The following is a 13588-nucleotide window of genomic DNA, read 5'->3' as shown; positions in this document are numbered from 1 at the left end:
TGCGCTGTCCATCAGGAGGCCACCCACGCGCCGAAGCACGTGCAGCGCGCTGGGTCGGGCACGTCGGCTCGTGCTACCTGGTCTCGATCTCGATCGGCGTCGCGATCTGTTGCATCACCGGCGTCCACAGGTCGACCTCGACGTTGGGCGACTCGATACTGAGCACGAGGGAGTAGTCGACACCACGGTCGCTCTGGTCGAGCCGGGGCCGCCGCCTCCACCATCCCGCGACCGGGTACACCGCGATCACACCCTTGCTTGCCAGGTCGGCAGCGCTGCCGGTCCAGATATCGGTGTGGATGGACCCAGCCGCCTGCTGTTGCTCCGCACCGAGGAGCCACCCGCTCTCTGTCCCGCGCGATGTGGTGTTGTGTCCCTCGTCGCGCGCCCTAGCGTTGATCCGGCGCCGGAATGCGTCGACGCTCTCCTCCGCACGCTTGGTTGCGAACCGGAGCCCGAAGGAGGGGTAGGCGTACCGGCCGTTCCAGCCGCGGCTCGACGGGTTCGGCTCGATGAAGTAGGACAACGTGACGCGCAGGCGCACGTCCTCGGCGCCGAGTTGCTCGAGAACCTCCGACGGCCACGGTAGCCGGTGCAGGTTCATCTCCCGTGTCCTGCCGTCGCCGCTGCCTTCGTGCTCGAAGGGGCGCAACTGGGACTCAGCCACCAGCGTCAGCGCGTCGACAGCGGAACGGAGTGCGCGCTCCCGGTCCGCGACGCCCATGCCGTATCGCCTCAACAGCGTCACGACGGCAGCCCTCGTTGCCGCGCCGGAAAAGTGCCCTCTCATCGCCTCGGTCCACTCCGCGGAGTGAACGACCAAGGCGCGGACGGTCTCCGGACGCAGGTCCGGATACGCCGCGGCGATGTCCGCAGCTATCGCGGCGACCTGGGCGGTCGCAGCAGACGTATCGCGCGTTGTGGTGAAGTAGCCCTCCCCGATGCGCTGCATCCTGGTGGTCAGCAGCGCGAGGTTCGGTGGTGTGTCGACTTCCGTGCGATCCGGTGAGACCGCGGTGTTCCCGCCGTCGGCGACGACCTCGGGCTTGAACGGCCAGCTCTTCCGGTCGAAGGACACCGAAGTCCGGCTGCTGGGCGCCAGCTCGCCCCGAGGTGCGACCGGCACCCAACCGGCAAACTCGGACGGCGCACCCGCCATGTCGTCTCTGGGCGAATACGCACCGACGCTGAGGGCATTCCACGCCTGCGCTGGATCCTCGACCAGCTCGAGGTCGCTGCGGGCCAGGTGATCATCACCTGGCTGCAGGTCGCGGATGTTCCCAGCCGACACGACGAAGAGGCGAGGTCGGCGCGGCTCGTCGCGATCCAGGTAGGTCAGCTGAGCGTCGCTGTCGTCGATGGCACGGCCAAACGCCAGCGCGTCCAGAGCGGCAGACCACGAGGTCGGCTTGCCTGCTTCACCGCGCGCTCCGTCCCGGCCGTTGACGTCGCTGGTCACCGGGCCCTGCGTGGCGGTCACCGCGAGCATGAAGACACGCGGCCGACCGGCCGCCTCGATCTCCGGCCGGTCCACAGCGCGAGCCGTGATGGCTCCCAGCAGATCCCTCTCGTTGTCGCCGCGGTCGGGCAAGATCTTGACCGACTCGAGACGGTGTTCCAGCCGGACCGGGTGTTGGCTCGTGACCGCGGCGGCCAGGTCGCCGTACAGGGCGAGCGCGGACATCTCCGTCCCGTGCGGGTTCGTGGGCCGCAGCGACCAGTTGGGGTCCGCGACGTGAATGTCAGCGGGATCCAGCGAGCCGGCAAGCAGCGGGTGACCGTCCTGGACTCCCGTATCCAGGACGCACACCACCGGTGAGCCCGGGCCCGCGGTCTGAAGCCGTGAGAGCAGGTCGTCGACCCACTCTCTCTGCTCGGCCGCGGGTAGCTCAGTGACGAAGCTCGAGACGTCGTGCGGGCGGCGCAGCTCGGCGATATCGTCGAGTGCCTCAAACGTCTGTGCCAGCTGCTTAACTGTCGCGTTCAGGAGGATGACCGTCCGGTCGTTGAACCCGAGGAAGTGCGCGCTCGTCCGAAGTTGGTGGCTCCCGGCGAAGACAGTGAACCGCTCCTGCTCCCGGCCGTCACGCTTGCGCAGCCATACCTCCCACCAGTGCGGCTGGGTGGGGTCGCTGGGGAACTGCTCGTCCGGGTCGGTCCACAGCTCTCGGATGGTCGCCCGCCGGATGGAGCTGATCGCTTCCACGAGCTTGGCGTTCTTGACCGAATCGTTCTGCGCAGTCTCTAAGTACTTGGTGAGCCGCTTGAGGAAATACTCCTTCTTGCCAAACGGGATGTAGACCGTGGCCTCCTGCACGACCTGGTCGTCCACGGTGCGCGTGCGGACTGCGACCAGTTCCGGTTGCTCACCGGAGGCCTGGGGGTCGAGGCTCTCCAGCGCGAGCTCGATTCCCGGGAACGACTCGAAGGTGATGTAGGTGCCCTCATCCTCGTCCGCTTCCTTCCAAGAGTCCTCGAACTCGCGCTTCAGCCGCCGGCCATGCCGGATCCGGCTACCGGGGAACTCCGGCCGCTGCGCGCCTCCCCTGTTGGGGAACGTGAAGCCCTCGGTGTCTGGCGGTGCGGAGATGACGATGTGTGGGCGGTCGCGTTCGGCCATACCGCCTATGCACCCAACGACTCTTGCTTGCTACGCCGCCGCGGGCGCTCTCGGAGCGCTCCAACGAGGTCATCGGTCAGGATCCGAGAGCGGCCCGAAAGGACGGTGCGCTTGGCGGCGTTCTCCGACGCAGTGACGATCTCCGCATGGCTCAGGCCCTCGGCGGCCGCCAAGACACGCTTCCACGTCAGGTTGCTGATCTGGAACCCGGCAAGACTGTTGGCGATTACGGCCCGTGCACTGTCAGCGTCCGGCAGCGCGAACTCCATGACGGTGTCGAACCGCCGGAACAGCGCGTTGTCCAGGAGGGCAGGGTGGTTAGTCGCAGCGATGATGATGCTCTGCGACGTATCCTCTTCGAGGAACTGAAGAAACGAGTTGAGGACACGGCGGATCTCGCCCACGTCGTTCGATGCCGCCCTGTCCCCCGCGAGCGCGTCGACCTCATCGAAGAGGTACACGCCCCGCGTCTCGGCGAGCGCATCGAAGATGAGCCGCAGTTTCGCTGCCGTCTCACCCATGTACTTCGTGATGATCGTGTCGAGCCGGATCGCAAATAGCGGTAGCCCGAGCTCTCCCGCGACGACGCGGGCCGTGGAGGTCTTCCCAGTCCCCGGCGGCCCGATCAGGAGGAGTCTCCGGGCGGGCCTGAGTCCGTGCCGCGCCAACTTGTCTCGCTGGCGCTGCTCAAGCAGGACGTGACGGAGCCGGTCGTCAACGTCGCCGGCCAGCACCAGGTCACCCAGATGGGCGTCGGGGTAGGAAACCGACAGCAGGGAAGCAAGCTCACCGCGCGGCTGTGCGACCGGGACGACAGACGCAATGCGGGACTTGTCAGCCCCGCGCCGGCGCAGTTCGTCAACGAGGTCCCGCAGCTCCTGCGCGAACTTTGACTGCCCCGCCCGGGCAGCCTTCGCAGCAACCTGCATCGCGACGGAGTAGAACTGGGGATCATCACCGTCTGCATGGCTCTTGACCAGTGCTTTTAGCTGGTCGTTGGTCGCCACGGTGCGCCCCCTCTCGACTCCGGATCAGCCTCTAGCCTGACTCTATCGGCTCTTGGAACGTCCGCCGGACGGGCACACGGATACGAATGGAGTCGTGGCACACACAGGAACAGGCTCGCCCTTAAACCTTGCGGCGCAACTCCCAGCTAGGGCGGGCGCCGGACCCGGATCGCCTTCGCCATGCCCGTCGCCAGCATCTTGCCGTTGGTGATCGTCACCTTGGGCCGGTACGAGTATCAGTACTCATCCTGCCGCCACACCGAGCCGTAGGCGAGGGCTGTCGCTGCCCGCTTCAACCGTCGGCTGAGGGCACTCGTCGGTGCGGCTCACCGCCGTGCGGGAAGATTGCTGCAACGCGGTGCACGTGGCGGCGTGGCCCTAGTCTCGGCGTCATGCCAGGCATCATGTTGCCGCGCGGCGCCCAGTTGCGTCTTGCTCCTGGGTCGCTCGGGTTCCGGATGACCGACGACGGGCAGGTCGAGGTCGACCCCGTGTCGCCGGAGTTGCGCGTCGAGATGTGGCCGCACTGGCTGCACGAGTCCGTGGATGGCGCCATCGCCGTGCTCGACGTGCGGGCGGCGATCGCGGCCGAGTTGGGCGCACTGGCTGGGCCGACTCCGCCGACCGACGAGCAGGGCCTCCAAGATCTCCTAGATGCAGAGCTTCGCGCGTCGATGCGAACGATCTCCGCCGCGGCCTTCGCGGTCGACGCCTTCTACGCCTCCGTGCAGGCGCGCTCGCCGGACCATCCACACCGCGAAACGTGGCGCACGCCCCGGGCGAACGGCCGCCGCACTTCCCGCCACACCATCGTCTTTGAGACACTGCGGTATCACCTGAAGGTCCGCCCGGCCGCGGTGCCCGAGTATCGCCGACGGATCAGCGACCTGTTCCGCTTCCGAGGCTGGGCCGTCCACGCGGACGCCAACTTCCGCCCCGCGGTTGAGCGGCCCGACCTCAACCGCGGGGTCGACTGGCACTACGTGGCGTTCAGCGCCGATAACGCGGTCGCCGTGGTCGGCGGCACGCTTCAGATGCTCAGCGCACTTGTCGACGTGTTCGGTCGCGGCTCGGAGGAGATGCGCGCGTGGCAGCCCCATGCCAGGGAGGCCCTAGACACGGTGATCACTCGCTACGACGCCGAAGACCGGCTGCCGCGCCTCCAGTGGCGGAAGGATGACGCGTCGGGCGTGGCGAACCAAGTGAGCAGCCCCTCGCAGGAGGACAAACCCCCGGACACGACCCGGGCGTAGCAAGCGCCGGTGCCGTCGTGGGCTAGCAGGCGGCGTGCCGTCGCACGATCCTGCCGCACTGAGGGCGGCAACGAGGCGTGGATCTGCCGCGCACTGGCCGCCGGCTCGCGCCTCGCCATCTCGCGGCCGTGCTGATGAGCGGATGCGTGAAGCGTCTCTTGGTGACGAGGTCTATTCAATGCACAGTTGGGCCTGACCGCGATACAGCGTCCGGATCTGCCGCGATCAGCACGTCGAGGGGATCCGTCACACGGCCGCCGAGGTCATGCCTAGCCGTGCCAGTCGTAGGCACCGGCTCCAGAGATCTTGCCTACGTAGTAGCCCGCTCGAGCCGTCGGGCTAAGACTCCTGCGGACTGTGTGCGGACTGGAAGAGTCCAACACCGCCCTGACCTGCACAAACACGCCAATTCACACGTTGAAGCGGAACTCCACCACGTCGCCGTCCTGCATGATGTAGTCCTTGCCTTCCATGCGCATCTTGCCGTGCGCCCGGGCCTCCGCCACGGAGCCGAGCTCGACGAGGTGCTCGAAGGAGATGACCTCGGCCTTGATGAAGCCACGCTCGAAGTCGGTGTGGATGACGCCGGCGGCCTGCGGGGCGGTCCAGCCCTTGTGGATCGTCCACGCCCGGGCCTCCTTGGGGCCGGCGGTGAGGTAGGTCTGCAGGCCCAGGGTGTGGAACCCGACGCGAGCGAGCTTGTCGAGGCCGGCCTCGTCCTGCCCGCTCTCGGTCAACATCTCGGCGGCCTCGTCGGGCTCGAGCTCGACGAGCTCGGACTCGAACTTGGCGTCGAGGAAGATCGCGTCTGCGGGGGCGACCATCTCGCGCAGCTCCGCCTGCATGGCCTCGTCGGCGAGGCCGGCGTCGTCGGTGTTGAAGACGTAGATGAACGGCTTGGTCGTCATGAGTTGAAAGCCGGCGAGCGCCTCCGGATCGAGCCCGGCCTGCGCGGCGCCGGCGGAGAGCAGCGTGCCCTCCTCGAGCAGCTTCATCGCGCCCTTGGCGGTCTCGAGCACCTCCGGGTCGACCTTCTTGCCGCGCACCTCCTTCTCCAGCCGCGGCAGGGCCTTCTCCAGGGTCTGCATGTCGGCGAGGATCAGCTCGGTCGAGATCGTCTCGATGTCGTCCTTGGGGTCCACCTTGCCCTCGACGTGGACCACATCGGGATCGTTGAACACTCGTGTGACCTGGCAGATCGCGTCGGCCTCACGGATGTTCGCGAGGAACTGGTTGCCCAGGCCCTCTCCCTCCGACGCGCCCTTGACGATGCCCGCGATGTCCACGAAGGAGACGGTCGCGGGCACGAGACGCTCGGAGCCGAAGACCTCGGCGAGCTTCCCCAGCCGGGGGTCCGGCAGCGGGACGACGCCAATGTTGGGCTCGATCGTCGCGAACGGGTAGTTCGCCGCGAGCACGGTCGCCCGGGTCAGGGCGTTGAACAGGGTCGACTTACCGACGTTGGGCAGTCCGGCGATTCCGATGGTGAGGGCCACGTGGGCCGAGTCTACGTGCCGGAAGACCGCAGCTCGTTGTGACGTTCACCGCCCGCGGCACGGCGCCCGCCGCCGAACGTGGCCGCGCACGCCCGCCACGGACGCCCTCTCCCGTGCCGGCACGTCGGCGCGCCGCGGAACTCCGTGTCGGGTACCGGTCGATGTCAGTGGTCGCTGGCATGGTGCTGGACATGGAGATGACGACGGTGGTGCTGGTGGTCCTCGGGCTGGTGGTCGGTGTGGCGCTGGGCTTCGCGGTGGCCACTGCCCGGGCGGCCACGCGCGGCGGTGTCGGCGCCGGCTCCGCGGCGGAGGTGGCCGAGCTGCGGGCGAGGGCCGCCGCTGCCCAGGCGCGGGCGGAGCGGCTGGCGGAGGAGGTGGACGCCCTGCAGGAGCGCGCCCGCCACGATCACGACGTCCTGCGTGCGCTGGCTCCCGTGCAGACGATGCTTACCCAGGTCGGCGAGCACGTCGCCCTCCTCGAGCGCGAGCGCACCGAGCAGTACACCGTGCTCACCGAGCAGCTCCACCACGCCCGCCGCTCCGGCGTCGAGCTGCAGCGGACGACGTCGCAGCTCGAGTCCGCGCTGCGTTCGACATCCGCGCGGGGCCAGTGGGGCGAGGTCGAGCTGCGTCGCATCCTGGAGGCCTCGGGGATGCTGCGCCATGTCGACTTCACCGAGCAGCGCTCGCTCGGCGCGGTAGGGGGCCCCGGCTCACGCCGTGACGCCGCCGCCGGACGTCCGGATGTGGTGGTGCGCCTGCCGGGCAAGAAGTACCTGGCCGTGGATGCCAAGGTGCCGATGGACGCGTATCTGGAGGCCAGTGCGATCGGCGACCGGACCACCGGCGAGGAGGCCGAACGCCGTGAGCGTCTGCTTGCCGCGCATGCCCGGGCGCTGCGCGCGCATGTGGACGCCCTCGCCAAGCGGCGCTACCACGAGCAGCTGCCGGGCTCACCGGAGCTGGTGATCATGTTCGTGCCGTCCGAGGGTCTGCTCGCCAGCGCCCTGGAGGCCGATCCCACGCTTTTGGAGCACGCCCTGCGGCAGGGCGTGGCCCCCACGGCGCCGGCGTCACTCCTGGCGCTGCTGCGCACGACGGCCTCTATCTGGTCGGCCGAGCAAGTCAGCACCGAGGCTCGCGAGCTGCTGGAGCTGGGCCGCACCCTCTACGAGCGGCTCGGAGTGGTCGCCGGGCACGTCACTGCCCTCGGCCGGTCGCTGCGCTCGAGCGTGCAGCACTACAACAAGACGGTCGCCTCGATGGAGCAACGACTCCTCGTCACAGCCCGGGACTTCGAGTCCTTGGCCACGAAGGACCTCGCGGTGGACCCGATCGACACCGACGACGCCCAGGTCCGCACGTTCACCGCACCCGAGCTCGCGGTGGCGGAACTGGACGGGCGGTCGGCCTAGCCACCGGCGGCGGCACGGGTCGGCGGCCCTCAGCCCACCCGCGGCCTCAGCATGCGGGCGGCCTTAGCCCTTCGGCGCGACTGCGGTGCTCCCCGACGCGACTGCGGTACGTCGCGCCGTGGCAGCACGGTCGCGGCGCGCCCGGTGCGGGCGGTCCGGCTGCTCGCCGGCCGCCTTCAGGTCGGCGCGCAGGTTCTTCGGCAGCGAGAACATGATGTCCTCGGTCGTGGTGCGGATCTCCTCAACCCCGGTGTAACCCAGGGCCTTGAGCCGGTCGACGACGTCACGCACCAGGATCTCGGGCACCGATGCGCCGGAGGTCAGGCCCACAGAGGTCGCGCCGGCGAGCCAGGCGGGGTCCACCTCGTCGGCCGTGTCCACCCGGTACGCGGCCCCGGCGCCGGCCTCCAGGGCCACCTCGACCAGGCGCACGGAGTTCGAGGAGTTCGCGGAGCCCACCACGATGACGACGTCGGCATGAGGGGCTAGCTTTTTCACCGCCACCTGTCGGTTCTGCGTGGCGTAGCAGATGTCGTCGCTGGGCGGGTCCTGCAGGTGCGGGAACCGCTCGCGGAGAAGCCGGACCGTCTGCATCGTCTCGTCCACGGACAGGGTGGTCTGCGACAGCCAGATGACCTTCTCCGGGTCGCGCACCTGTACGGCGTCGACGTCCTCGGCGCCGTTGACCACTTGGATGTGCTCGGGGGCCTCCCCCTGGGTGCCCTCGACCTCCTCGTGGCCCGTGTGCCCGATGAGGAGGATGTCGTAGTCGTCGTTGGCGAAGCGGACGGCCTCCTTGTGCACCTTGGTCACCAGCGGGCAGGTGGCGTCGATGGTGGCCAGGTTCCGGGCAGCGGCCTGGGCGTGCACGGCCGGTGAGACCCCGTGCGCGGAGAAGACCACGCGGGCCCCTTCGGGCACCTCGTCCGTCTCGTCGACGAATACCGCCCCGCGAGCGCTGAGGGACTCGACCACGAACTTGTTGTGGACGATCTCCTTGCGCACGTACACCGGTGCGCCGTAGAGCTCGAGTGCCTTCTCCACCGCGTCGACGGCACGGTCCACCCCCGCGCAGTACCCGCGCGGGGCGGCCAGCAGGATCCGCTTGCCGTCGAGCGCAGGGGTCGACTCGACGGGGGCGGGGAAGGCCGAGGCCCCCGCGAGCGAGGAACCGGCCGTCGGGCCTACGGCGGGACGGGGGGCGGGGGCGAAAGCAGCGGTCACCTGGCCAGGTTACGTGGGGCCTGCAGCGGCGGCCATCTTCCGTGGCGCACTGCACACCGGTGGCACGATGGCCCCATGCCCACGAACCTGCTCGGCGACCCCGCGCCCACCCTGCTGCCGGACCACCTTGACGCACCCGCCCGCACGGCCCTCGCCGACGGCGAGGATGCCCGCGCCGTCGCCGCCCGGTTCCCGGCCGCCAGCGCGGCCTGGGCTGCCCTGGCCCGTACGGCGCTCGACAGCGGCGACCCGGTCGCCGCGTACGCCTTCGCCCGCACCGGCTACCACCGGGGCCTCGACGCCCTGCGCAAGGCCGGCTGGCGCGGTCAGGGCCCCGTCCCGGCGAGCCACCTGCCCAACCAGGGTTTCCTGCGCTCCGTCTGGGCGCTGGCCGACGCCGCGGCCGCCATCGGGGAGGACGACGAGACGGCGCGGTGCCACCGCCTGCTGGACGACTCCGACCCAGCGTGGCGGAACGCGCTCACCAACGCGCTGTGACAGACGAGCCGTCGGAGGGCGGTGAGAGGGTGGCTCCGTGAGTATCGGCGAGCAGACCACCCCCGCCCCGCGACGCCTGGCCGCCCGCGCCGGTGAGACCACCGCCGAGAACCCGTGGCCGGTGCGGTTGCTGTCGTCGAAGATCGACGAGTACATCGCCCGCATGTCCCCGTTGTGGGTCGAGGGCCAGATCGTCCAGCTCAACCGGCGCCCCGGCGCCTCGCTCGCCTTCCTGACCCTGCGCGACACGGCCGCGGACATGTCGCTGCCCGTGGCCGTGCAGGCCCGGGTGCTGGCCGCCATGCCCACACCGGTGCAGGAAGGCGCCCACGTCGTCGTCCACGCCAAGCCCACGTTCTGGCCCAAGCGAGGGTCCCTGCAGCTGCAGGCGGACGAGCTGCGCCCGGTCGGCGTCGGCGAGCTGCTGGCCCGCATCGAGCACCTCAAGCGGGTGCTGGCGGCGGAGGGACTCTTCGACGCCGGGCGCAAGCTGCCGCTGCCCTTCCTGCCCCGGCGAGTCGGGCTGATCTGCGGACGCGAGTCCAAGGCCGAGCACGACGTCGTCGTCAATGCCCACGCCCGGTGGCCGGCCCTCCACTTCGAGATCCGTGAGGTCGCGGTCCAGGGGGCGCGCGCCGTGCCCGAGGTCCTGGCCGCGCTGCGCGAGCTCGACGCCGATCCCGCGGTCGAGGTCATCGTCATCGCCCGGGGTGGTGGCGCCGTCGAGGACCTGCTGCCCTTCTCGAACGAGGCCCTGGTCCGTGCCGCCGCAGCCTGCCGCACGCCGATCGTCTCGGCGATCGGGCACGAGACGGACAGCCCGCTGCTCGACCTGGTGGCCGACTACCGCGCGTCCACCCCCACGGACGCGGCCAAGCGGATCGTGCCGGACGTCGCCGAGCAGCGCCGCGGGCTCGCCCAGTCCCGGCAGCGCATCCGCCAGGCGATCGCCGGACGCCTCGCCGCCGAGCGGCGTGGCCTGGACCACCTGCGGTCCCGGCCCGTGGTCGCGAACCCGCACGCCCTCGTCACCGTCCGCGCCGAGGAGGTGGCCAGGCTACGCACGGCGGCGCTGCAGGCGGTGCGCTGGCGCACCGAGCGGGCGGCGGGCGACCTGCGCGCCACGCACGCCCAGCTGCGGGCGCTCTCCCCCGCCGCCACGCTCGCCCGGGGCTACGCCGTGCTGCGCGACGAGCGCGGGCACGTCGTCCAGTCGTCGGCCGGCGTCGAGCCGGGCCAGCGGCTCGAGGCCCTGCTCGGCTCGGGCCGGCTCGACGTGGAGGTGGTCGCGGCCGCGGCAGAGCAGCTGCCGCCTGCGGATGTCGGCGCCCTGTAGGACACTGACGCCGTGCCCCAGATCGACGCGGCCGAGCGGCCGGATGTGTCCACACTGTCCTACGAGCAGGCTCGCGACGAGCTCATCGAGGTGGTCCACCACCTCGAGGCCGGCTCGACCTCGCTGGAGGACGCCCTAGCCCTGTGGGAACGTGGCGAGGCCCTCGCCGCCCGCTGCCAGGCCTGGCTCGACGGCGCCCGCGAGCGCCTCGAGGCGGCCCGGGCCGGCGACGGTCAGCCCGTCGGCGCCCCCGGCGGAGCCGGCGCCGCCGGTGACAACGCCCGCGAGGTCGCCCTCGAGGGCGACGCGGCCGGCTTGGGCGAGGAGGACGCATGAGCGACGCCCGCGGCCGGCGTCCCGCGGATGGCGCCGAGCCACCCACCTCTGCCGGCAATACACCGGGCGGGGACCCCGAGCTGCAGGCCCCGCCCCCGCCGCCGACGTCGCGCGCCTGGGGGGCCGAGCCCGGGACGCTGCCCGGCGACCACGACGACGACGCCGCGGCGCTGGTGATCGGCGAGGCACTCATCGACATCGTCGAGCGCCCCGGCGAGCAGCCCGCCGAGCACCCGGGCGGTTCACCGGCCAACGTGGCCGTGGGCCTGGCCCGTCTTGGCCGCGACGTCGAGCTGGTCAGCTGGTTCGGCGCCGACGCCCACGGCAGCGTGCTGCGCTCGCACCTGGAGCTGGAGAACGTCCGGCTCTCCGCCGCCTCCGCGCGGGCCAGCCACACCTCGACCGCCCGCGCGCGCCTGGACGAGACGGGCGCCGCCACCTACGTCTTCGATCTGGAGTGGGCCCCGCCGGTACCCGAGCCGGTTGTCGAGCCCCTCGTGGTGCACACCGGGTCGATCGCCGCCGTGCTCGAGCCGGGGGCGGCCACCGTCGCCGAGACGATCACCCGGTACCGGGACACCGCCACCATCAGCCTCGACCCGAACGTCCGCCCGGCGCTCATGGGTGAGTCCACCGCAACGCGGACCCTGGTCGAGGCTCTCGTCGTGCAGGCCGACGTCGTGAAGGTCTCCGACGAGGACCTCGCCTGGCTCGTGCCCGACGCCGACCCGCTGGCGGTCGCCCGGCAGTGGGCGCGTTCGGGGCCGGCGATCGTCGTGGTCACCCAGGGCGCCGGTGGGGCGTGGGCGGTCACCGCCGGCGGACTCGAGCTGGACGTCGCGGCCGTACCGGCCGAGGTGGTCGACTCCGTCGGCGCCGGGGACTCCTTCAGCGCCGGGCTCATCGACGGGCTGTGGGCCGCGGGGCTGCTGGGCGCGGACCGCCGCGCGGCCCTGGCGCAGATCGACGCCGGGACTCTGCAACGGGTGCTCGACCAGGCCGCGCGGATCGCGGCAATCACGGTCTCGCGCGAGGGCGCCAACCCACCCACCCGGGCCGAGCTCAGCGCCCGGTAGGGCGGGCGCCCTGCGGGGCCGAGCGTCCGGTGCAGTCGTCGTTCGTCAGGCCGGCTGGCGGGCGCCGTCCCGCTCGGCCCGCAGCCGCGCCCGCTCGAGCGCACGCTGCCGCTGGTTCTTAGCGTCCTCCTCGAGCTGGGCCGCCCGCTGCTCGTCGCGGGTGAGGTTGTCGCCAGACTCGGGGTCGAAGAGGTGGATCTTGGCCGGGTCGATCCACAGCGTGGCGGTGTCCCCGTCGCGGATCGGGCTCATCGAGTCCAGCGCGACCACGAGCTGCGCACGCATGCCCTCCCCGTCGAGCTCACGGTCGAGCTCGTCCAGCTTGCCGCGGACGCTCTCGTGGATCTCGTAGGGCACGTAGGCGTAGAGCACCTCGCCGAGCCACTCGGTGACGTCCACGTTCGCCTCGAACGTCACGCCCACGCCGCGCTTGTCGTCGGCGAGGATGTCGGCGTCCTCGAAGTCGTCCGGGCGGATGCCCACGATCACGAGCTCGCGGTCGCCGATGGCGGCGCGGAGGCGGTCGTCCAGGGGCACGTCGACGATCGGCAGGCGCAGGACATCCCCGGTGACCTCCCCCGCGAGGAAGTTCATCGGCGGGGAGCCGATGAAGCCGGCGACGAAGAGGTTGACGGGCTGGTCGTAGAGCCCGCGCGGGCTGGCCACCTGCTGGAGGATGCCACGGCGCAGCACCGCCACGCGGTCGCCGAGGGTCATCGCCTCGGTCTGGTCGTGGGTGACGTAGACGGTCGTGATGCCGAGATTGCGCTGCAGGCGGGCGATCTCGGTGCGCATCTGCCCACGCAGCTTCGCGTCCAGGTTGGACAGTGGCTCGTCGAAGAGGAACGCCTGAGCCTCACGCACGATCGCCCGGCCCATCGCCACCCGCTGACGCTGCCCGCCGGAGAGGTTCGCGGGCTTGCGGTCGAGGTGCTCGTCCAGCTCGAGCAGGCTCGACGCCCGGCGCACCTTCTTGTCGACCTCCTCCGCGGAGAACTGCCCTTTCTGGAGCCGCAACGGGAAGGCGATGTTCTCGTACACCGTCAGGTGGGGGTAGAGCGCGTAGTTCTGGAAGACCATCGCGAGGTCCCGGTCGCGCGGCGCCTTGTCGTTGACCACCTCGTCACCGATGCGCAGCTCTCCAGAGGTGATGTCCTCCAACCCGACGATCATCCGCAGCAGGGTGGACTTCCCACAGCCGGAGGGGCCGACGAGGATGACGAACTCGCCGTCGTCGATGTCAAGGGAGACGTCGTTGACGGCCGGGAAACCGTCGCCGTACTCCTTGACGAGGTGGTCCATGGTGATCGATGCCATTGGGTTC

Annotated in this window: 11 protein-coding genes; 6 read left to right on the top strand and 5 right to left on the bottom strand. The window is 70.7% G+C overall.

Features of this window, described 5'->3' with window-relative positions:
* Positions 1–73: 73 nt before the first annotated feature.
* Positions 74–2620: a S8 family peptidase gene (locus tag FE374_RS04395; RefSeq protein WP_139927417.1), complete on the bottom strand. Its 2547-nt coding sequence runs from the start codon at positions 2618–2620 to the stop codon at positions 74–76.
* Between the two features lie 5 nt (positions 2621–2625).
* On the bottom strand, positions 2626–3627 hold the full coding sequence (locus FE374_RS04390) for an AAA family ATPase (RefSeq protein WP_139927416.1): 1002 nt from the start codon (positions 3625–3627) through the stop codon (positions 2626–2628).
* A gap of 392 nt (positions 3628–4019) precedes the next feature.
* On the opposite strand from FE374_RS04390, the gene FE374_RS04385 reads away from it, so the two are divergent.
* Positions 4020–4880: a hypothetical protein gene (locus FE374_RS04385; protein ID WP_139927415.1), complete on the top strand. Its 861-nt coding sequence runs from the start codon at positions 4020–4022 to the stop codon at positions 4878–4880.
* A gap of 410 nt (positions 4881–5290) precedes the next feature.
* Here FE374_RS04385 and ychF read toward each other — a convergent pair whose 3' ends face one another.
* Positions 5291–6376: a redox-regulated ATPase YchF gene (gene ychF, locus FE374_RS04380; protein WP_139927414.1), complete on the bottom strand. Its 1086-nt coding sequence runs from the start codon at positions 6374–6376 to the stop codon at positions 5291–5293.
* A 161-nt stretch (positions 6377–6537) separates the two neighbouring features.
* On the opposite strand from ychF, the gene FE374_RS04375 reads away from it, so the two are divergent.
* Positions 6538–7794: a DNA recombination protein RmuC gene (locus tag FE374_RS04375; RefSeq protein ID WP_223173641.1), complete on the top strand. Its 1257-nt coding sequence runs from the start codon at positions 6538–6540 to the stop codon at positions 7792–7794.
* A 63-nt stretch (positions 7795–7857) separates the two neighbouring features.
* Here the strand turns inward: FE374_RS04375 and FE374_RS04370 are convergent, their stop codons facing one another.
* Positions 7858–9018, bottom strand: a complete 1161-nt coding sequence (locus FE374_RS04370; protein WP_139927413.1) for a 4-hydroxy-3-methylbut-2-enyl diphosphate reductase — start codon at positions 9016–9018, stop codon at positions 7858–7860.
* A 75-nt stretch (positions 9019–9093) separates the two neighbouring features.
* Between FE374_RS04370 and FE374_RS04365 the strand changes: the two genes are divergently transcribed.
* The 4 genes from FE374_RS04365 to FE374_RS04350 are packed head-to-tail and all read left to right on the top strand — an operon-like array spanning position 9094 to position 12264.
* Complete coding sequence (locus FE374_RS04365; RefSeq protein ID WP_139927412.1) at positions 9094–9516, top strand: DUF3151 domain-containing protein; 423 nt, start codon at positions 9094–9096, stop codon at positions 9514–9516.
* 37 nt (positions 9517–9553) lie between these two features.
* The gene (xseA, locus tag FE374_RS04360; RefSeq protein ID WP_139927411.1) at positions 9554–10852 is read left to right on the top strand and encodes an exodeoxyribonuclease VII large subunit; all 1299 of its coding nucleotides are present in this window, start codon (positions 9554–9556) and stop codon (positions 10850–10852) included.
* 12 nt (positions 10853–10864) lie between these two features.
* Positions 10865–11188, top strand: a complete 324-nt coding sequence (locus FE374_RS04355; RefSeq protein WP_456319086.1) for an exodeoxyribonuclease VII small subunit — start codon at positions 10865–10867, stop codon at positions 11186–11188.
* Positions 11185–12264, top strand: a complete 1080-nt coding sequence (locus tag FE374_RS04350) for a carbohydrate kinase family protein (protein WP_139927410.1) — start codon at positions 11185–11187, stop codon at positions 12262–12264. The genes FE374_RS04355 and FE374_RS04350 overlap by 4 nt, the downstream gene beginning before the upstream one ends.
* A gap of 45 nt (positions 12265–12309) precedes the next feature.
* Here the strand turns inward: FE374_RS04350 and FE374_RS04345 are convergent, their stop codons facing one another.
* Positions 12310–13581, bottom strand: a complete 1272-nt coding sequence (locus tag FE374_RS04345; protein ID WP_139927409.1) for an ABC transporter ATP-binding protein — start codon at positions 13579–13581, stop codon at positions 12310–12312.
* Positions 13582–13588: the final 7 nt, after the last annotated feature.

The sequence above is a fragment of the Georgenia yuyongxinii genome (genome assembly GCF_006352065.1).
Taxonomy (GTDB): domain Bacteria; phylum Actinomycetota; class Actinomycetes; order Actinomycetales; family Actinomycetaceae; genus Georgenia; species Georgenia yuyongxinii.
Note: the sequence above shows the minus strand (reverse complement) of the source record. Positions and strands in the feature narration are given on the sequence as shown.

Coding starts and splice junctions, on each gene's coding strand:
- FE374_RS04395 (WP_139927417.1), bottom strand. CDS start 2,620: ATGGCCGAACGCGACCGCCCACACATCGTCATCTCCGCACCGCCAGAC.
- FE374_RS04385 (WP_139927415.1), top strand. CDS start 4,020: ATGCCAGGCATCATGTTGCCGCGCGGCGCCCAGTTGCGTCTTGCTCCT.
- FE374_RS04375 (WP_223173641.1), top strand. CDS start 6,538: ATGTCAGTGGTCGCTGGCATGGTGCTGGACATGGAGATGACGACGGTG.
- FE374_RS04365 (WP_139927412.1), top strand. CDS start 9,094: ATGCCCACGAACCTGCTCGGCGACCCCGCGCCCACCCTGCTGCCGGAC.
- FE374_RS04350 (WP_139927410.1), top strand. CDS start 11,185: ATGAGCGACGCCCGCGGCCGGCGTCCCGCGGATGGCGCCGAGCCACCC.
- FE374_RS04345 (WP_139927409.1), bottom strand. CDS start 13,581: ATGGCATCGATCACCATGGACCACCTCGTCAAGGAGTACGGCGACGGT.